Origin of the sequence: Halogranum gelatinilyticum (assembly GCF_900103715.1) — an archaeon.
GTDB classification, from domain to species: domain Archaea; phylum Halobacteriota; class Halobacteria; order Halobacteriales; family Haloferacaceae; genus Halogranum; species Halogranum gelatinilyticum.
In genome coordinates, this window is sequence record NZ_FNHL01000001.1 from 555551 (window position 1) to 578363 (window position 22813).

The 22813-nt window shown below is 66.0% G+C and carries 28 protein-coding genes; 15 read left to right on the plus strand and 13 right to left on the minus strand.

All coding sequences use genetic code 11. The features are described 5' to 3' along the window. From BLR57_RS02840 to BLR57_RS02850, 3 genes are all read right to left on the minus strand, one after another. Entirely contained in the window at nt 1-1527 is a 1527-nt protein-coding gene (locus BLR57_RS02840) for a carboxypeptidase M32 (protein WP_089693936.1), read from the minus strand. A 205-nt stretch (nt 1528-1732) separates the two neighbouring features. Further along, nucleotides 1733-2146: a carboxymuconolactone decarboxylase family protein gene (locus BLR57_RS02845; RefSeq protein ID WP_089695471.1), complete on the minus strand. Its 414-nt coding sequence runs from the start codon at nt 2144-2146 to the stop codon at nt 1733-1735. Nucleotides 2147-2424: 278 nt separating this feature from the next. Next, on the minus strand, nt 2425-3504 hold the full coding sequence (locus BLR57_RS02850) for a M20 family metallopeptidase (RefSeq protein WP_089693939.1): 1080 nt from the start codon (nt 3502-3504) through the stop codon (nt 2425-2427). A gap of 101 nt (nt 3505-3605) precedes the next feature. Between BLR57_RS02850 and BLR57_RS02855 the strand changes: the two genes are divergently transcribed. Both BLR57_RS02855 and BLR57_RS02860 read left to right on the plus strand, forming a co-directional pair. After that, nucleotides 3606-4718 carry an ATP-binding protein gene (locus BLR57_RS02855; RefSeq protein WP_170830542.1) on the plus strand — a complete coding sequence of 371 codons (1113 nt, stop codon included), beginning with the start codon at nt 3606-3608 and terminating at the stop codon, nt 4716-4718. A gap of 61 nt (nt 4719-4779) precedes the next feature. Continuing rightward, nucleotides 4780-6663 (plus strand): PINc/VapC family ATPase, encoded by a 1884-nt coding sequence (locus BLR57_RS02860; RefSeq protein WP_089693943.1) that lies wholly within the window; start codon nt 4780-4782, stop codon nt 6661-6663. Nucleotides 6664-6688: 25 nt separating this feature from the next. Here BLR57_RS02860 and BLR57_RS02865 read toward each other — a convergent pair whose 3' ends face one another. Then, on the minus strand, nt 6689-7414 hold the full coding sequence (locus BLR57_RS02865; protein WP_089693945.1) for a 2-phosphosulfolactate phosphatase: 726 nt from the start codon (nt 7412-7414) through the stop codon (nt 6689-6691). Nucleotides 7415-7586: 172 nt separating this feature from the next. Between BLR57_RS02865 and BLR57_RS02870 the strand changes: the two genes are divergently transcribed. Beyond that, the gene (locus BLR57_RS02870) at nt 7587-8261 is read left to right on the plus strand and encodes a helix-hairpin-helix domain-containing protein (protein ID WP_139173269.1); all 675 of its coding nucleotides are present in this window, start codon (nt 7587-7589) and stop codon (nt 8259-8261) included. 3 nt (nt 8262-8264) lie between these two features. On the opposite strand, the gene BLR57_RS02875 is transcribed toward BLR57_RS02870, so the two are convergent. Together BLR57_RS02875 and BLR57_RS02880 are read right to left on the minus strand one after the other, a co-directional pair. Then, nucleotides 8265-9056, minus strand: coding sequence for a hypothetical protein (locus BLR57_RS02875; RefSeq protein WP_089693949.1), 792 nt, complete (start codon nt 9054-9056; stop codon nt 8265-8267). A 133-nt stretch (nt 9057-9189) separates the two neighbouring features. Continuing rightward, on the minus strand, nt 9190-9465 hold the full coding sequence (locus BLR57_RS02880) for a MarR family transcriptional regulator (protein WP_089693951.1): 276 nt from the start codon (nt 9463-9465) through the stop codon (nt 9190-9192). 266 nt (nt 9466-9731) lie between these two features. Between BLR57_RS02880 and BLR57_RS02885 the strand changes: the two genes are divergently transcribed. The 3 genes from BLR57_RS02885 to BLR57_RS02900 all read left to right on the plus strand — a co-directional run bounded on the left by BLR57_RS02885 (nt 9732) and on the right by BLR57_RS02900 (nt 13806). Further along, nucleotides 9732-10046, plus strand: coding sequence for an EMC6-like membrane protein (locus BLR57_RS02885; RefSeq protein WP_089693953.1), 315 nt, complete (start codon nt 9732-9734; stop codon nt 10044-10046). Between the two features lie 2 nt (nt 10047-10048). Next, a complete protein-coding gene (locus BLR57_RS02890) occupies nt 10049-11869 on the plus strand; it encodes a ribosome biogenesis/translation initiation ATPase RLI (protein ID WP_089693955.1) in 1821 nt (606 codons plus the stop codon). A 1313-nt stretch (nt 11870-13182) separates the two neighbouring features. After that, nucleotides 13183-13806: a dienelactone hydrolase family protein gene (locus BLR57_RS02900; protein WP_089693959.1), complete on the plus strand. Its 624-nt coding sequence runs from the start codon at nt 13183-13185 to the stop codon at nt 13804-13806. 29 nt (nt 13807-13835) lie between these two features. Here the strand turns inward: BLR57_RS02900 and BLR57_RS02905 are convergent, their stop codons facing one another. The 3 genes from BLR57_RS02905 to BLR57_RS02915 form a co-directional block, all read right to left on the minus strand. Continuing rightward, nucleotides 13836-14285, minus strand: coding sequence for a universal stress protein (locus BLR57_RS02905; protein WP_089693961.1), 450 nt, complete (start codon nt 14283-14285; stop codon nt 13836-13838). A gap of 84 nt (nt 14286-14369) precedes the next feature. Continuing rightward, nucleotides 14370-15548 (minus strand): CBS domain-containing protein, encoded by a 1179-nt coding sequence (locus BLR57_RS02910; RefSeq protein ID WP_089693963.1) that lies wholly within the window; start codon nt 15546-15548, stop codon nt 14370-14372. A 114-nt stretch (nt 15549-15662) separates the two neighbouring features. Further along, entirely contained in the window at nt 15663-16184 is a 522-nt protein-coding gene (locus BLR57_RS02915; RefSeq protein ID WP_089693965.1) for an archaemetzincin family Zn-dependent metalloprotease, read from the minus strand. A gap of 39 nt (nt 16185-16223) precedes the next feature. On the opposite strand from BLR57_RS02915, the gene BLR57_RS02920 reads away from it, so the two are divergent. Genes BLR57_RS02920 through BLR57_RS02930 form a run of 3 tightly spaced genes read left to right on the plus strand, consistent with a single transcriptional unit; the run spans nt 16224 to nt 17794 of the window. Further along, entirely contained in the window at nt 16224-16655 is a 432-nt protein-coding gene (locus BLR57_RS02920; protein ID WP_089693967.1) for a UPF0146 family protein, read from the plus strand. 57 nt (nt 16656-16712) lie between these two features. Next, nucleotides 16713-17576: a TIGR01548 family HAD-type hydrolase gene (locus BLR57_RS02925; RefSeq protein WP_089693969.1), complete on the plus strand. Its 864-nt coding sequence runs from the start codon at nt 16713-16715 to the stop codon at nt 17574-17576. Next, a complete protein-coding gene (locus tag BLR57_RS02930; protein WP_089693971.1) occupies nt 17573-17794 on the plus strand; it encodes a DUF7534 family protein in 222 nt (73 codons plus the stop codon). Before BLR57_RS02925 ends, BLR57_RS02930 begins: the two co-directional genes overlap by 4 nt. A gap of 22 nt (nt 17795-17816) precedes the next feature. On the opposite strand, the gene BLR57_RS02935 is transcribed toward BLR57_RS02930, so the two are convergent. Further along, nucleotides 17817-18299 carry a hypothetical protein gene (locus BLR57_RS02935; protein WP_089693973.1) on the minus strand — a complete coding sequence of 161 codons (483 nt, stop codon included), beginning with the start codon at nt 18297-18299 and terminating at the stop codon, nt 17817-17819. A gap of 102 nt (nt 18300-18401) precedes the next feature. On the opposite strand from BLR57_RS02935, the gene npdG reads away from it, so the two are divergent. Next, nucleotides 18402-19070, plus strand: a complete 669-nt coding sequence (gene npdG / locus BLR57_RS02940) for an NADPH-dependent F420 reductase (RefSeq protein ID WP_089693975.1) — start codon at nt 18402-18404, stop codon at nt 19068-19070. Nucleotides 19071-19074: 4 nt separating this feature from the next. Here the strand turns inward: npdG and BLR57_RS02945 are convergent, their stop codons facing one another. Continuing rightward, a complete protein-coding gene (locus BLR57_RS02945) occupies nt 19075-19449 on the minus strand; it encodes a hypothetical protein (protein ID WP_089693977.1) in 375 nt (124 codons plus the stop codon). Between the two features lie 160 nt (nt 19450-19609). Between BLR57_RS02945 and BLR57_RS02950 the strand changes: the two genes are divergently transcribed. Further along, on the plus strand, nt 19610-20032 hold the full coding sequence (locus BLR57_RS02950; protein ID WP_089693979.1) for a hypothetical protein: 423 nt from the start codon (nt 19610-19612) through the stop codon (nt 20030-20032). Between the two features lie 13 nt (nt 20033-20045). Here the strand turns inward: BLR57_RS02950 and BLR57_RS02955 are convergent, their stop codons facing one another. Then, nucleotides 20046-20312: a thioredoxin family protein gene (locus tag BLR57_RS02955; protein WP_089693982.1), complete on the minus strand. Its 267-nt coding sequence runs from the start codon at nt 20310-20312 to the stop codon at nt 20046-20048. 152 nt (nt 20313-20464) lie between these two features. Here BLR57_RS02955 and BLR57_RS02960 point away from each other — a divergent pair, with 152 nt between their 5' ends. From BLR57_RS02960 to BLR57_RS02975, 4 genes are all read left to right on the plus strand, one after another. Continuing rightward, nucleotides 20465-20629, plus strand: coding sequence for a preprotein translocase subunit Sec61beta (locus BLR57_RS02960; protein WP_089693984.1), 165 nt, complete (start codon nt 20465-20467; stop codon nt 20627-20629). A 110-nt stretch (nt 20630-20739) separates the two neighbouring features. Then, nucleotides 20740-21369 (plus strand): pyridoxal 5'-phosphate synthase glutaminase subunit PdxT, encoded by a 630-nt coding sequence (gene pdxT / locus BLR57_RS02965; protein WP_089693986.1) that lies wholly within the window; start codon nt 20740-20742, stop codon nt 21367-21369. 51 nt (nt 21370-21420) lie between these two features. Further along, nucleotides 21421-21717 (plus strand): phosphoribosyl-ATP diphosphatase, encoded by a 297-nt coding sequence (gene hisE, locus BLR57_RS02970; RefSeq protein ID WP_089693988.1) that lies wholly within the window; start codon nt 21421-21423, stop codon nt 21715-21717. 46 nt (nt 21718-21763) lie between these two features. Further along, entirely contained in the window at nt 21764-21913 is a 150-nt protein-coding gene (locus BLR57_RS02975) for a 50S ribosomal protein L40e (RefSeq protein WP_089693990.1), read from the plus strand. A 236-nt stretch (nt 21914-22149) separates the two neighbouring features. Here the strand turns inward: BLR57_RS02975 and BLR57_RS02980 are convergent, their stop codons facing one another. Beyond that, a complete protein-coding gene (locus BLR57_RS02980) occupies nt 22150-22776 on the minus strand; it encodes an MBL fold metallo-hydrolase (protein WP_089693991.1) in 627 nt (208 codons plus the stop codon). Between the last annotated feature and the right edge of the window lie 37 nt (nt 22777-22813).

The following is a 22813-nucleotide window of genomic DNA, read 5'->3' on the forward strand; positions in this document are numbered from 1 at the left end:
TTACGCCGAGTCGAGGTCGTAGAGCGCGCCGTACTTCTCGGTGACGTAGTCGAGGAAGTAGTCGGCGGTGAAGTCCTCGCCCGTCGCCTCCACGACCAGCTCGTTCGTCTCGTAGCGTTGGCCGTGGCGGTGGACGTTCTCCGTCAGCCACTCGTGGAGCGCGTCGAAGTCGCCCGCGCGGATCTGGCCGTCGAGGTCGCCGATGTCGTCCTCTGCGGCGGCGTAGAGCTGGGCGGCCATGACGCTGCCGAGCGAGTAGGTCGGGAAGTAGCCGAAGCTCCCGTGGCTCCAGTGGATGTCCTGCAGACAGCCCTCGCTGTCGGTCTCCGGGCGGATACCGAGATACTCCTCGTACTTGTCGTTCCACGTCTCCGGCACGTCGGCGACGTCGAGGTCGCCGCTGATGAGTTCGCGCTCGATCTCGAAGCGGATGACGATGTGGAGATGGTAGGTCAGCTCGTCGGCCTCGACGCGGATGAGGTTGTCCTCGTAGACCTGGTTGGCGGCCTCGTACGCCTGCTGGACCGACACGTCCTCTGTCTCCGGGAACTGCTCTTTGAACGTCGGCAGGAACAGCTCCCAGAAGGCCTGCGAGCGGCCGACGTGGTTCTCCCAGAGCCGCGACTGCGATTCGTGGACCGACAGGTCGCGCGCCTGCCCCAGCGGCGTGCCATAGGCCTCGTCCGGCAGCCCGAGCGTGTAGGTAGCGTGGCCGAACTCGTGGACCGTCGAGAGCAGCGCGCCGAGGGGGTCGGACTCGTCGAAGCGGGTCGTCACGCGGGCGTCGAACATCGTCCCCGTCGAGAACGGATGCGGGGCGACGTCGAGGCGGCCGCGTTCCCACGGATAGCCGAGGACGTCGAGCGCGTCGCGGACCAGTTCGTCCTGCTGCTCTTCGGGGAACGTGCCCTGGAACGAGTCGACGGCGAGGTCGACGTCCGACTCGCGGATCTCCTCGATCATCGGCACGAGCGTCGCCTTCACTTCGTCGAGAATCTCTTCGGCCTGGTCGAGCGGGAGACACGGCTCGAAGTCCTCGAACAGCACCTCGTACGGGTCGCGGTCGGGGTCGATGTGTTCGGCGTACTGCTTCTTCAGGTCGACCAGCCGTTCGAGCGTCGGCGCGAACTTCGAGAAGTCGTTCTCGGCCTTCGCCTCCTTCCACGCGGGCAACGCCTCCGAGGAGAGCTCCGAGATCTCCTCGACGAGGTCGGTCGGGACGCGAACCTCACGCTCGTAGCTCCGGCGGACTTCGCGGACGACGGCGGCCTGCTCGTCGTCCAGCTCCTCGGCTTCCAGTTCGTCGAGCAGTTCGCCGATCTCGTCGTCGACGAGGAGGTCGTGTGAGACCGCAGAGAGCGCGGAGAGCTGCTTGGAACGGGCGGGGGTGCCCTCGTCGGGCATCATCACCTGCTGGTCCCAGCCGAGGACGCCTGCGGCGTTCTGGACGTTGGAGATACGTTGAATCTTGTCGAGGAGTTCGTCGTAGGCGTCGGCCGACGACTCGGTGGAGGCTTCTGTTGCCATCGCAGAGGGCTTCGATTCGTAGGTAATTAAAAGGCTGTTTTCGCGTGTCCCACCCGGCTCGTTCGACGATGCCGCGGCCGTCGCGCCCCGCGACCGTCACCGACGACGGTGCTCGCGTCGCTCGCCGTCGCCCGTGTCTCGCGCCGTCGAAAGAAGTCGACGTGACGACGGAGCAGTAGCAGTGTCCCGGCCGACGGCTGCGTGCTCAGTCGTCCGCGGCAGCCCCGCCCGCCGCACCCTGTTGGCTCTTGACGTGTTCGACGATCCCCGCAGTCTCGTCGACGAACTCGTTGTAGTCCACCTGTGCCCCGTGTAGCACGGTCGAGAAGTATCGAATCGTACTCGCGAGGTTGACAGCCTCCATAATCTGCTCGTCGGAGGCACCATCGACCTTCGCCTGTTCTGTGTGGAAGTGAGTGCAGTACTGACACTGCAACGCGGCTGCGACACCCACGCCGATCAACGCCTTGTCCCGGGGTTGCAGGCTCGTCTCGCTCAGTTCGAGGTCGCGGACGATTCCCCAACTGTGGTCGGCCGCCGGGTCCGAGAGCCCCTCGATCCAACTGGGAACCCGTCCCAGCATCCCTTCGATTTCCGTTCGTGTTTCGGTTGAAACCATACGTCTCTCTCCTGTCGGGTTTCGCTCCCACCCGCCGTTCTCACCCCACCGCTCGGGAGCGAGAAACCCGGATAGAGATTCGTCGAGAGCGGACATAACCGTGAGTCACGTCCGCGGAGACTGTCTCGCCGAAGTGACTTCCTTCGGGGGAATGATAGTCCGTGACATGCCCCGTCCTCGGAGACATCGGGGGCAGCAGGGCGGTGTTCGTGTTCCTCCTCGTATTCGTGCTCCTCCCCGTATTCCTCCTCGGATTCGGGTTCCTGTCCACACACCGCTCAGTCGGCACCGACCGATTCGGCCGCGTTCAGATAGAGGCGGTAACACCGCTCCAGCACGTCGATACTGACGCTCTCACTCTCGGTGTGGGCCTCCCCCGGCTCCGAGGCACCCGCGACGACGCAGGTCGTCCCGGCCTGCGAGAGCCAGCCGGCGTCGGTCGCGTGGGGCTTCGTCGTCAACTCGGGGGCGTTCGCCTGGGCGTCGCGGGCCGCCGCAAGCACCGTGTCGGCGAACGCCTCGTCGTCGCACTCCATCGGCGGTAGGTCCTGGTCGACGGTCCACTCGACGCCCTCTATCTCCTCGACGGCCTCCAGCGCGACGCGCTCCCCGGGGACGGTCCGCTCGTCGACGGTTATCTCACAGCGGTCGGGGATGACGTTCCACGCCGACCCCCCGTCGATTCCCGTGACGGCGACGCTTCCCTGCACCTCGTTTCCGAGCACCTCAGCTTCGGGGAAGGCCATCTCGCGGACGAGGTCGACGGCGTCGCAGGCGCGGTAGACGGCGTTCACGCCCGACTCGGGAACGCTCGCGTGGGTCGCCTCGCCGTGGGCGACGATGGTGCTACCGCGGCGACCCTTGTGGGCGACGACGACGTCGGTCACGTCGTCGCCGGTGTAGTTGGTCGACCCCTCGCCGACGAGTGCGTAGTCCGGGGCGAAGCCGTCGTCGATGGCTGCGCGGGCACCCACGCCGCCGATCTCCTCGCCGACGAAACTGACGAACAGGAGTTCGCACGCGGGGTCGGCGTCGCGGAAGGCACACATCGCGGCGGCGACGGAACCCTTCATGTCCGCCGTCCCTCTGCCGTAGAGTCGGCCGTCGCGTTCCTCGACCACGTAGCTGTCTCCCTCCGTCTGCCGGTCCGCTGGCGGGACGACGTCGTGGTGGCCGACGAGGGCGAACGAGACGTCGCCCGTGCCCTTTCGAGCGATGACGTTGCCCGCGTCGTCGCGGGTCACGTCGGCGTCGGTCTCGCGGCGGAGCCACGCCTCGATGGCGTCGCCCGCGGCGGTCTCGTCTTCGTGGCTCGGAATCGCCACGAGTTCGCGGGTCAGATCGGCGACGTCGGTCATTGTCGGGGGCGAGGGGATGCTCGGCCTTAACGATAGGTATGGCAACGAACCCGACTGTCTGCCGAGCGAGAGTTTATATCCGAGAACAGCCTCTGGATAGTATGATTTCTGGGAGAGACGGGGAGAACCAGGTGACGCCCTCCACAGACCTGCTCTACGGCGTGTTCGAGACGAGTCCGGTCAGCCTCGTCGTCACCGACAGAGCAGGGACGATTACCGACGTGAACGAGCGGACGGAACAGCTCCTCGGCGTGCCGACCAGCACGCTCGTCGGCGAGAGCGTCTTCGACCAGCAGTGGGACGCGAAAGACGCCGACGGCCGACCGCTGTCGGAGTCGTACAACCCCTTCGTCCGAGCCCTCGGGGGGAAGGCGACTGACGGCCAGGAGCTGTCTCTCGTGCTCCCGACCGGTCGGCGAGTCGCCTTCCGGGTCAACTGCGCACCCGTCTACGACGACGGCCGGGTCGTCGCCGCCGTGGCCGCCTTCGAGGATCTGACCGCGGCTGGCCTCCGTGAGCAGGAGCTGTCGGCGAAGAACCGCCAGCTCGAAGCCCTCGCGAGCGTCCTCTCACACGACCTCCGGAATCCGCTCGCAATCGCCCGCGGTTATCTCGACCTCGCAGCGGAGACGGGCGACCTGGCCCATCTCGACCGCGTCGCCGGTGCCCACGAACGGATGGAGGAACTGATCGACAGTCTCCTGCTCTTGGCGCGGCGTGGCAAGGCAATCGGCCGCCGCGAGCCGGTGTCGCTGGCCGATGCAGCCCGGACAGCGTGGGCCACCGTCGAGACCGGGACGGCGACGCTCACCGTCGACGAGGATCTCGGGACCGTTGCGGCCGACCGGGTCCGGCTCCAACAGCTGTTCGAGAACCTCTTTCGGAACAGCGTAGAGCATGGCTCCACGAGCAGCCGGACGCAGTCCGGCGACTCGGTCGAGCACGGCGACGGCGACAGCCACGTCACCGTCGCCCCCTCCGAGACCACGACGGGCTTCACCGTCAGCGACGACGGCGCGGGGCTGCCGGGCGTCGCCGACCGGATCCCGCTCGACGCCTACCTCGAAACGGGCGAGAGTGCCACCGGTCTCGGCCTGAAGATCGTCCTGGCGGTCAGCGAGGGCCACGGCTGGCAGGCGTCCGTCGCGCCAGCGTCCGGCGGCGGCGCGCACTTCGAGTTTCTCACCGGCGACGCTGTCGCCGTGACCGAGTGACGTCGGTGCCGACGAGTCCTGTTAAACACCCTTATCAACGCGCCGACCCTACCCGGCAGACATGAAGATAGTGCCGGACACGAGCGCGGTCATCGATGGCCGTGTGTCCGAGCGGATCGAGTCGGGAACCTACGAGGAGTTAACGGTCTTGGTCCCCGAGGCGGTCGTCGGCGAACTCGAATCGCAGGCCAACGACGGCCGCGACAGCGGCTGGGAGGGGCTCGAAGAGCTCCAGCGGCTGACGAACTTCGCCGACGACGGGACGATCACGGTCGAGTATATCGGCCGCCGGGCGCGTGGCGACGAGCGCGACGCGGCCCACGAGGGCGACGTCGACGCGCTCATCCGCGACCTCGCCGACGACCACGACGCCACGCTCCTGACGAGCGACGGCGTGCAGGCCGAGGTGGCGAAGGCCAAGGGGCTCGCCGTCGAGTACGTCGAGCCGAGAGGCCGCGGCAAAGAGCATCTGGCTATCGAGGAGTTCTTCGACGACCAGACGATGAGCGTCCATCTCAAGGTCGGCACGAAGCCGAAGGCCAAACGCGGCGCGCTGGCCGAGATGCACTACGAGACCATCCGCGATGAGGTCTCGACCGAGGCGGACCTGAAAGAGTGGGCACACGACATCGAGGAGAGTGCCCGCGCCAGCCCCGAGGGCTTCGTCGAGCTGCAGGAGCCGGGCATGACCATCGTCCAGTTCCACGACTACCGGATCGCCGTCGCCCGCCCGCCCTTTGCGGACGCGCTGGAAATCACGGCAGTTCGCCCCATCGCCAAGACGGACATGGACGACTACGAGTTCGCCGACGAACTCAAATCGCGCCTGGCAGAACGCCAGCGCGGCGTCCTCATCTCCGGCGCGCCGGGTGCCGGGAAGTCCACCTTCGCGCAGGCCGTCGCGGAGTTCCTCAACGACAACGACTACGCGGTCAAGACGATGGAGAAGCCGCGCGACCTGCAGGTCGGTCCCGAGATTACTCAATATACTGCTCTCGGCGGCCAGATGGAGAAGACGGCCGACTCGCTGCTCTTGGTGCGCCCCGACTACACCATCTACGACGAGGTGCGCAAGACCAACGACTTCAGCGTCTTCGCCGACATGCGGCTCGCTGGCGTCGGCATGGTCGGTGTCGTCCACGCGACCCGCGCCATCGACGCCCTCCAGCGGCTCGTCGGCCGGGTCGAACTCGGCATGATTCCGCAGGTCGTCGACACCGTCGTCTACATCGAGGCCGGTGAGGTTCACACGGTCTACGACGTGACGACGGAGGTCAAGGTGCCCGCGGGCATGACCGCCGAGGACCTCGCCCGTCCGGTCATCCAGGTCCGGGACTTCGAGACGAAGAAGCCCGCCTACGAGATCTACACCTTCAACCGACAGGTCGTCACCGTCCCGCTCGACGACGAAGAGGGCGGCAAAGAGGAGTCCAGCGTCGGCCGCATCGCCCGCCAGGAGATCGAGCGCGAGATCCGCTCTATCGCCCGCGGGCACGTCGACGTCGAACTCCAGGGACAGAACAAGGCGGTCGTCTACGTCGAGGAGGACGACATCTCCTACGTCATCGGCAAGGGCGGCGGCCGCATCAACGACATCGAAGGTCGGCTCGGTATCGACATCGACGTCCGAACCCACGAGGAGAACCCGAAGATGGGCGACAGCGCGTCGAGCGCGTCGAGCGCGTCGAGTGCCGGAAGCTCCTCGCACAGCGGGCAGGTCAGCGAGGGCGACATCGTGACGCCCGAGATCACCTCTCGGCACGTCGTCATCCGGATGGACGAGCACGTCGGCGAGACGGTCGAGGTCCGCGCCGACGGCGAGTATCTCTTCACGGCGACGGTCGGCCGCGGCGGGGACATCCAGGTCTCCCGCGGCAGTGCCATCGCCGACGAACTCGAGGACGCCATCGACCGCAAGAAGCAGATCACCGTCGTCGCGGCGTAACCCGGTTTAACCCCTCCTTCGACGCTCAGTTCTCCGCGTTTGCGACGTCCACGAACCTGCCGTCTTCGAGCTTTGGCACCGCCGTCCGCTCGTCGAAGGCGGTGATGTAGTCCAGGAGGTCCGCCTGTCGCGTCGGGTGAGCGGTGTGGAGATAGTCGTCGCCCTTCGCCGTCGGTAGATGCTGGCGGAAGATTTCTAACTCCACCTCGGTCGGCGGATGGCCGTCGAGATGTCGGCCGACGAGTGTCGCGCCGACGTGGTCCTCGGTGGCGACGTCGCCGCTGGTGCCCGCGCTGACGACGTACGTCGGCCTGTCGTCGTCGCGGCCGCGGAGATGGGTGGCGAGCGCGCGGGCGTTCGTCGTCGACCCGATGTAGACCTCCACATCGTCGGAGTCGGCGGCGAGCAGTCGGTTGACCGCACGGCCGCCGTTGGTCGAGGTCATGTAGACCGGCCGGTCCGTGAGGTCGAGGTCCTGCACGAAGCTCGGCGAGTTGAAGAAGTCGTAGTCGCCGACGGGCTGGAAGTCCTCGGTTCGGTCGCCGCCGGCGACGACGTCGGGGTTGTCGGCTTTGTGTTCCAGCGTCTCGGGCTTCTCGCTGACGACGTGCAACGAGGCCGCGCCGTTCTCGAACAGCTCGACCACCGTCGTCGAGAAGAAGATGACGTCGACGACGACGTAGCTGCCGGGCGCAGGGTCGTCGGGGATCTCCTCACAGCGTTCGATGACTCGCGAGGCGAGCGTGTCCATCGGCGTCTCTACGTGACGAGACGGTCTTAACTGTCCCTCTCGGCAGGCCGAGAGTCTCCCACGGGAGAACGAAGCGTCACTGGTTATGTCTGCGCGGCGCGTAGGTCTATAGTCACTCGTGTGGACGGCGAGGCTGTGGTCTCCGCCATCCACACCGCGACGGAGATTCATCATGAAAGTAGTGCTCGAAGACGGGATGACGCTCGACTGTGGGAACTACAAGGCCGTCGACGCGGGCCTCGTCCTGACAGAAGACAAAAAGCGCAAACACGTCATCGGGTTCGTCCCACACGACGAGGTTCGGTTCGTCCTGCCGGACGACGTGCTGACACAGCGGGAGACGGAGAACGGGGCGAGTGAGTTCGTCTACGTCTCGGACGCGGAGCAACAGACACGCATCGAGGAACTGGAAGCGACCGTCGCCGACCTCGAAGCCCAGTTGCTGGAAACGGCCGCGGACGCCGAAGCGGGGGCGAAGGCGCGCCACCACGTCGACGAACCGGAGAACCTCGAAGTCATCGACGGCATCGGGCCGACGTACCACGGACGGCTCACCGACGCGGGCATCACGACCTTCGAGGGGCTCCGCCGGTCGAGCGTCGCCAAAGTCGTCGAGGCGACGGGCGTCTCCGAGGAGCGCGCGCAGGGGTGGATCGACGCGACGAAGATGCGCGGCGGTGAACTGGTGCCGACCGAGGAGGAAGCGGTGGATGAGGGGACGGCGACCGACGAGACAGCGGACGAGTCGGCCGACGCGACCTCGACCGCCGAAGCCGCCGAAACCGACGACGAACCGACCGAAGGCGAATCGGAGACGACCCCCGAGGAGTCGAGTGCGACGAGCTGACCGTCAGATCTCCACGTGGAGCCGCGGCGGGGCCGTCTGGAGACAGTCGACGACGGAGTCGACGACGACGTCGACCATGTCGGCACCCTCGAAGCTCGTCGCGGGGGTGACGTCGACGGCGTAGTTTCTCCCCTCCGAGATGACGACGTCGACGCCGAGTGCGCGGGCGTCGACGAGATGCAGCAGGCGGCGGAGTCTCGCGACGACCGCCGGGTCGGGCGTCACGGGACCGATGATCTCCCTCTCGCCGTGGAGTTCTGACCGCGAGAGCACGCAACTGACGTGGGTGGTGAGGCCGTCGTCGACGGCGTAGTACGTGAAGTCGAAGGGGTCGGCGGCGACCAGTTCCTGATAGACGTCGCTCTCGCCGCCGCCCGTGGGGGGAGACCCACCGTGCCAGTCGAACAGTTCCTTCGCGACGGACGGCCCGTCGGGCGGCTCGGACGAGACGGCGGGCACGTCGAAGCCGGCGGCTTCGAGCGCGGTGACGCCGACGAGGCGGGCAGCGAGGAAGTGTGCGACCGTGCCGTTCCACGTCGGCACGCCGGTGCGGTCGGCGTACCGGAGTGCGCGGAACGACGCGGGGTCGACGGCTGTGTTGAGGAGGAGAGAGAGGCCGTCGATCTCCGCGGGAAAGAGGTCGACACCCGGCTGGAAGAACTCGACGTCGTAGCCGAGTGTCTCCAGTCGGTCGGCGACCGGACCGAACGTCGGATGGTCCGCCCGACAGATGAGTCCGACCGGTCCGAACCGTGGCCCTGTCGGTGTGGCACTCGCTGTCATGGTCGGGGGCATGGTCGGAAAGAAGGGGGTTGTGGGAGTTAACTATTTTTCAGGGTTCGACCGAACGTCGCGCCAGCCACGTCACGCCGTCGGGCGAACACCGAAGCCGAAAACGGTACTTGCCGTCAGAACCCGAAGCGTCTGCCTACTCGGCGCACTGCACTTCTTCGCCGCCGTCAGCCTTTGCCTTGGGTTTGTTGAGTTGATAGAGGTTCTGTCGGGCGTCGGCGAAGTAGACGTCTTCGTCGACCATCCCGATACCTTCCAGTCGTTCGAGTGCGTACCGGACCGTTCGTGCCGAGAGCATCGACTCTTCGACGATGCCCTTCTGCGTCAGTGCCCCGTTGTATTCGAGGACTTTGAACACGAGTTTCGCACTCGGTGGAAGGTCGTCCAGGTTCTCCTCTGCAGTTCCAGCCATCACTACGATTCGAAACGCGCCAGCGGCATAAAGGTTGATGGCTTGCATCCCCGGTACCTGCCGCCACCGACGAGCACAGGAGCTCTAACCGGTAAACTAGACGCTATTCAGGCCGGGCAAACGTGCACACCTGTGAACACCCTTGGTGCCCGAGTCTTATCAGCGTAGTGGATAGCCTGACGCGCGACCGGGTCGCTCTCGACGGAGGGAACCGTTCGTGCGGCGCAAGCGAACACCTTTTCATTCTCGCTATCGGACTGTGGGGCATGGCTACGGAAACGACAACCGGCTTCTCCGACCACATGCGGGGCGTGACGGTCACGACGCTCGCCTGTCTCGCAGGCGTCATCGCGGCCCTCGCCTCCGCCTACGTCGTCGGGACGACGCCCGAGGCCGCGAGCGAGACGCTCTCGCTCGCCTTCCTCGGGGTATCGATCCTGGCACAGCTCCCGCTCTTGCGGGTCGTCGGTATCGACGTCGAAGACTTCGGCGCGAAGGACTACCTCTACGTCGCCTTCATGACCTTCACGTTCTGGTTCATCTCCTACGGCATCATGCTGACCGCAGGGGTCACGTTCTAACGATGGCCGACGACAGCATCGCCGTCGTCGACCTCGACCGGTGTTCCCCCGACCGCTGTAACTACGAGTGTTCGAACTTCTGCCCCCCGAACCGGACGGGCAAGGAGTGCATCACCGTCCGCGGCGAGGACACCGAAGAGGGCGACCCGGACCAAGTGCGGATCTCCGAGGAGATCTGTCTCGGCGAGACCTGCGGTATCTGCGTCGAGAAATGTCCCTTCGACGCCATCGAGATCATCAACCTCCCCTCCGAGCTGACCGAGGACCCCGTCCACCGCTACGGCGAGAACGCCTTCTCGCTCTACGGACTTCCCGTCCCTGAACCCGGCAAGGTGACCGGCATCCTCGGCCCGAACGGCATCGGGAAGTCGACGGCCGTCCGCGCGCTCGCAGAGGAGATCGTCCCCAACCTCGGCGACTACTCACAGGAGCCGAACTGGGACGCCGTCCTCGACCGGTATCGGGGCACGGAACTCCAGAACTACATCAAGCGGCTGACGGAGGGCGACATGGCGGTGGCGAAGAAGCCGCAGTACGTCGACCAGATTCCGAAGCAGTTCGACGGCAAGACGCGCGACCTGCTCGAACGCACCGACGAGCGCGGCGAACTCGACTATCTCGTCGACGAACTCTCCATCCGCCCGGTGATGGACCAGGACATCGACTCCATCTCCGGCGGGGAACTCCAGCGCGTCGCACTCGCGGCCACGCTCGCCCGCGACGCCGACTTCTACTTCCTCGACGAGATCACGCCCTACCTCGACATCGGCCAGCGCGTCAAGGCCGCACGCCTGATTCAGGAACTCGCCGAGGACGACGAGGCCGACCGCTCGATGCTCGTCGTCGAGCACGACCTGGCCATCCTCGACCTGCTCGCCGATTCGCTCCACGTCGCCTACGGTGAGCCGGGGGCGTTCGGTGTCGTCACGGACCCCAAGTCGGTCCGCAACGGCATCAACGAGTATCTCAAGGGCTATCTGACGAACGAGAACATGCGGATTCGCCCGAACGCCATCACGTTCGAGGAACACGCGCCCCGGGAGACGACGGCGCGCGACGTACTCGTCGAATATCCCGACCTGAAGCAGTCCTACGGCGAGGGCGAGTTCTCCCTCGAAGTCGAGGGCGGTACCATCCGCCAGAGCGAAGTGCTCGGCATCGTCGGCCCGAACGGCATCGGGAAGTCGACGCTCGCACAGATGTTCACCGGCTCGGTGGCACCCGACGAGGGCGACCTCGACTTCCGGCTGGACATCTCCTACAAGCCGCAGTATATCGAGATCGACCAGCCGATGCGCGTCGACACGTTCCTCTCCTCCATTACCGACGACTTCGGCTCCTCGTACTGGAACACCGAAGTCGCCCAGCCGCTCCAGCTCAACCGCATCATGGAGCAGCAGCTGACGGACCTCTCCGGCGGGGAACGCCAGCGCGTCGCCATCGCGGCCTGTCTCTCGAAGGACGCCGACCTCTACCTGCTCGACGAGCCGTCGGCCCACCTCGACGTCGAACAGCGGGTGCAGGCGACGACCGCCATCCGCCGCTACGCCGAGAACCACGACGCGACGGTCATGGTCATCGACCACGACATCTACATGATCGACCTGCTCGCCGACCGGCTGATGGTCTTCGACGGCGAACCCGCCGAACACGGCCACGCCTCCCAGCCCCAGGAGATGCGCGCGGGTATGAACGACTTCCTCGCGGACCTCGACATCACCTTCCGCCGCGACGAGCGGACGGGACGCCCGCGCATCAACAAGCCCGACTCGCAGCTTGACCGCCAGCAGAAGAAACAGGGCGAGTACTACTACGCGCCCTGAACTTTCGTCGGTCGCTTCTACTTTCTCGACTTCACGCGAATTCTGAGGGCGTTCTTTGACTCCTCGAACGCCCCTGCCTTTCACTCTCACTCTGTGGATTGATCAGTCAGTCGTGGCGCGTGGCTTCGCGGCGACGGCCGCGAGACACGCACGCGAGGGATGAGCGAACGAGCGGATGCGAGTGAGCGAATCGGCTGGGGAGGACGTGGCTACTGTTCGGGCGGGACTTTCGAGGAGTTCTCTGCCTAACCACCTCGAACTTCCATGTCAACACAACGGTTAGTAGAGACCCGCTTGAAAACTGATTATGGATGACAGCACTGGGAAACTCTTGATTGGCCTGAGTATGCTGATCCTTGCTAGCTTTCATCTGTATGAGTACACGACTGGGAACTCTACTCCACTCAGTCTCTGGCTTGCCGGCGTCGCACTGCTGGTGATGTTCAGTGCCGTCTACTCTGGACTGAAAACGAGAGCGAACCGGGATTCTGGGTAAAGCAGCCCCGCAGGAAGAAACGGAACAGACGCGCCCCTGATTCAGCACGACCATCGAACGTTACTAAACAGTGTCAGGAGAGTTGTGCACCAGACAGCGGGTATAGTCACCGCTGACGAACAGTTATTTCACCCTACTATTCACATAACCTAACACAGTCACGGTTTCATAGATCCCATGTCAAGGAAATCAGTCAGTACCTCCTCCAGTTCACGATGGTGGTATGGCGTCGCGTTCTTTATCGCAATTTTAGGAGTCGTGTGGGCGTCGTACGGTATTCTTCACTTAGTTAGCGAACCACAGGCCGGCTCGCCCCCAAGCCTGGTGCCCTCCAGTCCAGAGACTGGCCTGGTATTCCTGTTCTCCACACTCACGGTAGCAGCGACAGTCCTACTTGGAAGCCTTCTCGCGCCACTGTACTCGCTGTGCCTCTATCTCGATGTGAGAGCAATCCGTCAGAGCGACACCGAGTGGATACCGAACCGAATGCTGTGGGGTGCCGTTGCCATACTGCACTTGGGTTCGTTTGTCTTTTCGGCCGTGCAACTACTCACGATCCCGGCAGGTGTAGTGTATCTGTACAGACGCCGCGAGGAAATCGGGCTAAGATAGCCATCCGAGCTCACCCTTGGCATGACCAACCCGCGTCCCGAGTTCAGCACGTCGCCGACGAATTCTCTGTCTTCTCTCAGTTCACGTGGCCCACTCCCCGCAGAACCGACATCGTTCGTCTCCCACAGCACAAAACCCCATACTCCCGCTCGACGTCTCTCTAGGAATGGCCACAGACTCCACAGACAGAGACAACCACCTCGGCATGATCGTCGACATCGCGCTCGACGACGTGACTCTCGAAGGCGCGCTCTCGGTCCCAGAAGGCGCGCCAGGCATCGTCGTCTTCAGCCACGGCAGCGGCAGCAGCCGCCACAGCCCGCGCAACAACTTCGTCGCGGAGGTCGCGCGCCGCCACGGCCTCGGGACGCTCCTGTTCGACCTGCTGACCGAAGAAGAGGACGAGAATTACGAGACGCGCTTCGACATCGACCTCCTGACCCAGCGGCTCGTCGACGTGACCGCGTGGGTCGCTGAGGGCGACGAGACGGCGGACCTGACGGTCGGGTACTTCGGCTCCTCGACCGGCGCGGCGTCGGCGTTGCGGGCGGCCGCCGCCCTGGGCGACCAAGTCGGGGCCATCGTCTCCCGCGGCGGCCGCGTCGACCTCGCGAGCGAGCAGCTGCCGGACGTGACCGCACCGACGCTCTTCCTGGTGGGTGAGCGCGACGAGCAGGTGCTCGCGCTCAACGAGGCAGCCTTCACGAAACTCACCTGTACGAAAGAACTGGAGGTCGTCCCGGGTGCGGGCCATCTGTTCGAGGAGCGCGGGACGCTCGAAGCCGTCGCCGAGCACGCAGCCGAGTGGTTCGCAGAACATCTCGACTGAGCACTCGGTGGCCGACGAGTGAACGACCGTCAGCGGACGACCGTCACCGGAACCGAGGAGTGCTCGACGAGACCCTTCGCGACGCTGCCGAGCAGGCCTTCGTAGCGTTTCGAGTAGCCGCGGTGGCCGACGAAGACGCCGTCGAAGTCGCTCGCGTCGATGAAGTCCGGAAGGACGGCGAGCGGGTCGCCGTAGAGCAGTTCGCGCTTGACGGCGACGCCCGCGGCGGCCACCCGGTCTGCCGCCTCGTCGAGGACTCGCTGGCCGCGGTCTTCGGCGTCGGCGACCGCCTCGACGACGAGTGCGCGGTCGACGTCGCTCAGGCTCGTGATGGGGCCGTCGCCGCCCTCGGAGTAGACGTCCGGCTCGACGGCATGGACCACGCTCAGCGTGGCTCCCAGCCCGTCAGCGATGTCGATGGCGTAGTCGAGCGCGCGGTCGCTCTCTTCGGAACCGTCGGTTGCGACGAGGAACTTCACAGTGAATCACCACCTACCGTACGCTCGCCGGAGCGATAGCTGTTCGTGCGGGTCGCAGGCGAAAAACAAGGGGTCGGCCGACGCTCAGTAGCCCCGGAGACGCGTCCGCGTGTCCTCGTCCGGGTGCTTCTTGGTCTGGGCGTGGGTCTTCTGTTCGATGATCTGTCGCTCGACGACGTCGCGCGCCTCGTGGAGCGCGTGTTTCGCGCCGTAGCCCTCGCCGGAGCCGGTGACGAAGCCCCTGTCGGTGAACAGCCGGACGCGCGCCAGGACGAGCGGCGTCCCGCGGAGCGTCTCGTCGTGTTCGTGCAGGTGGATGGTCGCATCGAGCAGCGTTATCTCGCTGTCCTTTGCGACCAACTCTTCGACCATCGCGGCGACCCTGTCGTACGACATATCTTCGAGGAGACCGATGCCGATGACCTGCACCCCGCGGTGGCCCTTGGGCGTCCACGTCAGCGAGCGCAGCACGTCGGTCTTGGTGACGATGCCCGCCGGGTCGTCCTCCTCGACGACGACGAGCGACGAGCAGCCGCGGTCGAACATCGTCTCGACCGCCGTCTCGAGCGTCGCGTCGGTCGTCGTCGTGTCGACGGGGGAGTTCATCAGGTCACGGACGGGTAGGTCGAGCATCCGGTCGGTGTCGCCTTCGCGGGCACCGAAACCGCCCTGTCGCGCCCCGCCGGGACCGAGACTCGACTCGCCGCCCGTACTCTTCGAGACGTCGCGCGTCGTGAAGCTCACGACGTCCGAGGCACTGACGATACCGACGAGGTCGTCGCCGTCGACGACGGGCAGATGGGTGATGCGCCGCTCGCGGAACCGGTTGAGCGCGGTCCCCAGCGTGTCGTTCGGGGTGACCGTCTGCAGGTCGGCCGTGTAGACGTCTTCGACGTCGAGAGCCGACAGCGACTCCTGTACTTCGGCGAGCAGGTCGTCGGCATCGACGACGCCGACGAGGTCGCCCCCTGCGAGGACGGGGAGGACCATCGAGCGGGACTCGACCATGAGCCGAGCGGCCTCCCGAACGTCGGTGGTCTCGCTGACGGTCGGCACGTGGTAGACCAGCGAGCCGACTTTCCCCGCCGGTTTGTGGTGCGAGGTGAGCAGCTGTTGGCGGGTGACGACGCCCTCGTAGTCCGTCGCGTTGGTGACGACGACGGCCTTGAGCGTCTGGTCCTCGAACGCACCCGTCAACTTCGAGACTGGGGCGTCTGCGTCGAGGGTACTGAACTCGTGAGAAATGATTTGTGAGATGTTCATACGAGACCTCCATGTGTGTGTATGGTTCCCACACTCTTTAAGGGGTGGGACAGATGTACGACACATAGAACCAGCGAGCAGTTTAAGTAGAGAGACCGAGCGACGGCGGAGGGATTACCGGTAGAGCCGACTACACGTGCCGCAGAGGTTCTCCTCTTTGACGTCGACCTCGCGGACCGTCGGCGAGAAGCTCATCACGCATTTGGAGTTGTCGCAGTGTTCGAGGCCGAAGGTGTGGCCGATCTCGTGGACGACCTCTTTGCGGACGCGGTCGGCGAAGACCTCCGACTGGGGCTTGGAGGAGATGCCGCCGTCGGAGGAGGTCTGGAGCCGGTAGGTGGAGATGACGGAGCCGTTGCCGTTGAGGTAGGCGAGCCCGAAGACGTAGTTGCGGCGGCGGTAGAAGAGGTCCTGCGGCGTGATGCCGATGTTCTTGTCGCCGCTCCCGACGCGGCTGGCCAGCTCGATGAACTCCTCGGCCCGGTACTGGTTCCGACTCCGGTCGTACGCGCCCTGGGGGATGCTCTGTTGGTCGTGGACGCTCACGTCGAGGTCGTAGACAGAGCGGAGGGCTGCCGAGGCCTCCCGCTTGACCTGCGCGGGGACGTCCCCGATGGGCACGATGTCGACAAGCATGGAAGGGGTTATGCGACGGCCTGTCATAAATATCCCGACGTGAATACTGCACTGCGCGACGCGCTCACGGCCCGACTCGCCCGCTACGACTCGCTGGTGGAAGTCGGCGTCGGCCGCCGTCCCGACGTCGCCGCCGCCCTCGCCGCCGACGGGGCGTCGGTCACCGTGACCGACGTCGTCGACGTGACCGCCCTCGACGGTGTCGAGGTTCCGGAGGGCGTCCGGTTCGTCCGCGACGACGTCGTCGCCGCGAGCGACGCCACTGACCCCGGCCCGCTCTACGCCGTCGACGCCATCTACGCGTTGAACCTCCCGGCCGAACTCCACCGCCCCGTCCGCGACGTCGCCCGCGCGACCGGCGCGGACTTCCTCTTTACCACCCTCGGCTACGAGGAACCCGACGTGGCCGTCCGCCGCGAGACCGTCGGCGACGTCGAAATCGGGCGCGAGACGGTCTACGTTGCCGTCTAAGCCGGACGAAGAGGCCGGGACAGAAGCACTTTAGCGCGTGACGGCCGGACGACCGGTATGAACGCGGACGCAGTCGTCCTCGACATCGACGGGGTACTCGTCGACGTCGCCGACTCTTACCGACGAGCCATCGTCGAGTCGGTCGACAGAGTGTATGGCAAGACCATCGACTTCGAGGACATCCAGCTCTTCAAGGACGCGGGCGGCTTCAACAACGACTGGGAACTCACCTACGCGGCGGCACTCTACGTCCTCGGCCGCAGCGAGGGACTCGACCTCCGTCTCGCCGAGTTCACCGACGAGATCGCCGAGCGCGGCGGCGGTCTCGACGCCGCCCGTGCGACGGTCGCCGAACTCCCCAGCATCTCGCAGGCGCGAGTCCGAAACAAGTGGGACAAAGAACGCCTCCGCGACGTCTTCCAGACGCTCTATCTCGGCAGTGACCTCTACCGGGACCTCGAAGGCGGCGAGCCGCCGTTCGACGCGCCGGGCTACATCCACGACGAACCCGTCATCGTCACCGAGGAGACCATCGACGACCTCACGACACGCTTCGACGTCGGCGTCGTCACCGGCCGCCCCGCCGCCGAGGCCGACATCGCCCTCGACCGAGTGGGACTGGACGTCCCCGACGAGCACCGCTTCACGATGGACGACTGGGAGCGGGGCAAACCCCACCCCTACGCGCTGACGACGCTGGCCGAGCGGTTCGACGCCGACGCAGTGACGTTCACCGGCGACACGCTCGACGACGTCGAGACCGCGGTCAACGCCGCCGAGGCCGACCCCGAGCGCGACTACTACGGCATCGGCGTCTTGACGGGCGGCCTGACGGGCGAGGCGGGCCGCGCGAAGTACGAGGCCGCCGGTGCGGCCGCCGTCCTCGACAGCGTCAACGACCTTCCCGCCCTCCTCGAATGAGTCAGTACGGCCGGTTTCTCGTGACGATGCTCGCGCTCGACGCGCTCGGTTACGCCGTCGTGGCTCTCGTGACGCCCGCGAACTCGCTGACGCAGCTGGCCGCGCTCGTCCCGGTGCTGTTGGTCGCGCCCTTCGTCTCGCGACGCATCGTCTACGGCGAGTGGGTCACGCGCGGTGACAGCGAGGGCGACGCGGACGACGACGGCGACGAGTCCTGACCCGTCGACGACGCTCCCCGGGTCACTCCGACTCCGCAAGCGACAGCAGCCGCCCCCGGCCGCCGGGGTCGTAGACGGCCACCTCGACGCCAGCCTCGCGAGCGCGCGCTCGGAGTTCCCGAGCCAACCCGACCGTCTCGTCGCGTTCTTCGGCCGAGCGAAACCGGAGCCGGATCTCCTCCTCGCGGCCGTCGACGCGGAGCGAGAGCGTGAAGCCCGTCGGGCGGACGACGGGTGCCAGTGCCCGCAGGTCGGCGTAGCGGACGCGCAGCGTCTCGGGGTCGTGGGTCGCCTCGGTGCGGGAGACGGCGTGTGGCGAGTAGAGGCCGAGCGACTCGGGCAGGCCGGCGAGCAGGCCGTCGACCGCGTCGCCGACGAGGCGGGTGAACCGGCCGTGGCGCGAGGGGGTGAGCAGGAGCGCGTCGTCGGTGAGGAAGGCGCGGCCGGGGCGGGCCGACTCACCGGGCGACGGGCGGAGGAGCACGTCGTAGCTGGGACCGTCCATAGTGGAGGCTGCCCCGCGACTGCCATAGCTATTGGGCCGTCGACACCGGCCGCCTTCTCCGGTCGCGCAAGGCTTACCTCTCGGCACTCCACACTCAGGAGTATGCGAATCGCACTACTCGGCGGCACCGGCGACATCGGCGAGGGCTTGGCCCTCCGCTGGGCGTATCACACGAACCACGAGGTCATCATCGGCTCCCGTGAACCCGAGAAGGCTCGGGCGAAGGCCGAGGAGTACGAGACCGAACTCGACAGCCGCGGCGTCGAGCGGAAGGTCACGGGCTTCAAAAACGAGATGGCCGCCGACCGCGCGGACATCGTCGTGCTCGCGGTCCCGCCGTACCACGTCGCCGACACGGTCGAGACCATCGCCGACAAACTCGACGAGGGCGACGTGCTCGTCAGTCCCGCGGTGGGTATCAAACGCGACGACGACGGCTTCCACTACCACCGTCCCGGCGCGGGCAGCGTGACGGAGATCGTCGCCGACGCGGCCCCCGAGGGCGTCTCTGTCGTCGGCGCGTTCCACAACCTCGCGGCGGCTCGACTGGCCGACCTCGACGCCGAGTTGGGTATCGACACCCTGCTCGTTGCCGACGACGAGGACGCCAAGGAGACGGTGCGGATGCTCGCCGAGGGTATCGAAGGCCTGCGCGCGCTCGACGCCGGCGGCATCGCCAACGCACCCGAAATCGAGGCGGTGACGCCGCTTCTCATCAACGTCGCGACGAACAACGAGGGGCTGCACGACCTCGGCGTCCGGTTCCAGTAGCCAGCTACGCTTCCGACGCCGACCGGTCCCGTATCCGCGTATAGACCGCGTAGCCGACGCCGCAGACACCGAGGACGACGAATCCGTATCCGGTGAGCAGCGGCATCGCCGGCCCGGCGAGGTTGTGTAGTCCCCACACCGCGACGAGCAGCCCGAGACTGAGACCGAACAGCCACGTCTCACGGAGTCGGCGGTGGGCGGAGACGACGAGAACCACGACCGTGAGGGCGGCGAGGACGTACGTCACCGGCTGACTGAACTCGGCGGCGAACTGCGCCGGATGCGTCGCGTACCAGAGGGCCACGAGGCTCAGAAAGACGGCCCCAAACGCGAGGCGTCGTCTGTCGAACCCCTGGCCGGTCTCAGTATCGGAGGGCATGACATAGCGTCGATTCGCGACCATCATAACCGTAGCCACGGTCACGGCCGACCAGTCCGCTCACGGCAGCCTCTCGCGACGACTCACACTCGGACGTGTGGCCCGTCTTCGGCCGAGCGGTGCTCGACACATCTATCTCTCGCCCGCGAAACGTCCGGATATGGTCAGTCGACGTCCGACGCCCCGGCGTCTCGCCCTCCTCCTCGGTCTCGTCACGTTTCTCGCGTGGACCGTCGAGCGGTTCCTGTGGGAACTCGCCGACGTCCGCGTGGTCCTCGGCGTCGCTGTCGAGTCCGCGAGCCGCGTCGTCCTCGCCGCCGTCGCCGTCGCGACGCTCGGTCTCGTCGGGTGGTACGCGTTCGTCGGCCGCGGTCTGCGACCGGCCGCGACGGCTCTCGTCGGGCCGCTCGCTGGCGTCGGCGCGTTTCTCGTGCTCGCCACGGCCGTCCTCGGGCCGAGTTCGGACTCGCCGACGTGGCTCGTCTACCTCGCGCTGTGCGCGGGTGGAGCCGTCGCTGGCAGCGTCGCCTACGGACTCGGCGTCGTCGTCAGACGGCTCAAAACGAGGACCGAATCGGCGTGAATACTCGCTCGCTCTACGCGCCGGCCTGCTTGAGGGCGCTTTCGATGTCCTCGCGCTGGGTGACACCGACGAAGCGGTCGACGACGCCGTCGTCGTTCTCGACGATGAGCGTCGGCAGCGAGCGGACCTGATACTGGTTGGCGATCTCCTGTTCGTCGTCGACGTCGACCTTTTCGAAGGAGACGTCGGGGTAGTCGGCCTCCAGCTCTTCGAGGATGGGGTCCTGGGTCTTACACGGGCCACACCAGTCGGCGTAGAAGTCTTTGAGTCGGACAGTCATTGTTCCCTTCTCCGGGTAGCCTACGAGTTCCTAAAAGGGTTTCCAAGGTGGATGTCTCCGCCGCCGGACCGTCGGGTTCGGGCGAGTGACTCGCCACCTGACGGTCTGGGGAGTCGAAACGTTTACACCCCCAAAGAGCGGTGGTATGCAGTATGAGCAGTGGACAGAACAGCGGCGGCCTGATGTCGAGTGCAGGGCTCGTCCGCTACTTCGACGCGGAGGACCGCAACGCGATCCGGCTCGACCCCAAGACCATCGTCGCGTTCGGTGTCCTCTTCGGTGTCGGCGTACAGCTCCTGAACATCCTCGCACTGTAAGGTCGTCCGTTTCTCTCGATTCTCTCACCCGTCCAGTGCCGACAGCGTGTCGACGCTCCGACCACGTTCGGGTCGCGCCCTTTTTACCCTCCTAACCCCGAGCACGGACTATGCTACGTGCAGGCGTCATCGCCGTCCAGGGTGACGTGAGCGAACACGCCGCGGCCGTCGAGCGCGCGGCCCGCCTCCACGGCGAGGAGGCCGAGGTCGTCGAGATCCGCCAGTCCGGGCTCGTCCCCGACTGCGACGTCCTGCTCCTTCCGGGCGGGGAGTCGACGACCATCTCGCGGCTCCTCCGCAGCGAGGGCATCGCCGCGGAGATCAAAGCACACGTCGCCGCAGGCAAGCCCGTGCTTGCGACGTGTGCCGGGCTCATCGTCGCCTCGACGGACGCGAAGGACGACCGCGTCGAGACGCTCGACCTCGTCGACGTCACCGTCGACCGCAACGCCTTCGGCCGCCAGAAGGACAGCTTCGAGGCCCCGCTCGACGTCGACGGGCTGGACGAGCCGTTCCCCGCGGTCTTCATCCGTGCACCCCTCATCGACGACGCGGGCGACGTCGAGGTGCTCGCGCGGTGGGACGACGACCCGGTCGCCGTCCGCGACGGTCCCGTCGTCGGCACGTCGTTCCACCCCGAACTCACCGACGACGTCCGGCTCCACCGACTGGCGTTCTTCGAGGGCGTCGAGGGCAACAGTAAACTGTCGGCCGAGGAATCGCCCGTCGACGCTGAGTGAGCAGACACGGCGAAGGGACAGCTTTTCGACCCGTCGCATCCGAGCACGTCTATGGCCGACGACGACATCCTCGACGAGCTGTTCTCTCTCATCGAGGAGCGCAAGGAGGAACTGCCGGAGGGGTCCTACACGACGTCGCTTTTCACCCACGAGAAGGGCGAGAACGCCGTCTTGGAGAAGCTCGGCGAGGAGACGACCGAACTCATCCTGGCGGCGAAAGACGACGACGAGGCAGAGCTGAAGGCGGAGGGTGCCGACCTCGTCTACCACTTCCTCGTCCTCCTGTCGATGAAGGACGTGACGCTCGACGAGTTGCGCGAGGAACTCGACGAGCGGTTCGGTCACTGAGAGACGTCTCGCAAGCATTATACAAGCGGGTCGGTAACTGCACTCCATGCCCAGTTTCGACGCCGCCGTGGAGCGGACCCTGGAGAAACAGATCTGCATGCGCTGTAACGCACGAAACCCGAAGAAGGCCAAGCAGTGCCGCAAATGTGGCTACAAACACCTTCGCCCGAAGTCGAAGGAACGCCGCGCCGCGTAAGCGCGCTCTCCTTCTCCGCGCGCTCTGCGCGGAACACTACTCTCAGAACACCGACGAGCATCGGCTGTCTCGGCTCTCTCAGAACACCGACGAGCATCGGCTGTCTCGGCTCTCTCAGAACACCGACGAGCATCGGCTGTCTCGGCTCTCTCAGAACACCGACGAGTGTCAGCTATCTCGCTTCGTCGAAGAGATCGAAAACATCGAGGCTCCCGACTCGGCCGTGTCGTCGTCGACTACCCGTCGGGATACTTCGGCTGGCGTTCCTCGGCGCGGAGGAGCGCGCGGCGGACGACGTCGCGGACGCTGTCGCCGTCGGGGTCGGCCGCGAAGACGTCGCCGTGGCCCGCGTACATGGTCGTGACGGAGTCGGGGAGGCGGTCGAGAAGCTGTGAGATGCTCTGGATGAGTCGCTCACGGGACTGGCCGGGCAGGTCAGTCCGGCCGAAGCTGCCGTTGTCGAACGCGCCGTCGTTGTGGACGACGACGTCGCCGCTGAACAGTGCCGTCTCGCCGACGAGCGAGATGTGGTCGGCGGCGTGGCCGGGCGTGTAGACGACCTCGAAAGTCTCGTCGCCCATCTCGACGGTGTCGCCGTCGTCGAGCGCGTCGGTTCGCTGGGGATGTTCGGCGTAGGCGTAGACCTCGGGACCGAACCGCTCGCAGACCGCGTCGAGTTGGTCGACGTGGTCGGAGTGTTGGTGGGTGACGACGACTGCGTCCAGTGTGTCGACGTGGTCCGCGACGACGTCGACGACGCCGGGCATCGAGCCCGCGTCGACGAGGACCGTCCGTTCGCCCGTGACGAGATACGCGTTGCAGGTGAACTGCTCGGCGTCTGCAGTCACGTTGAAGACATCCATGGGGAAGGCTTGTCACCGAAACCCAAAACTACCGGGG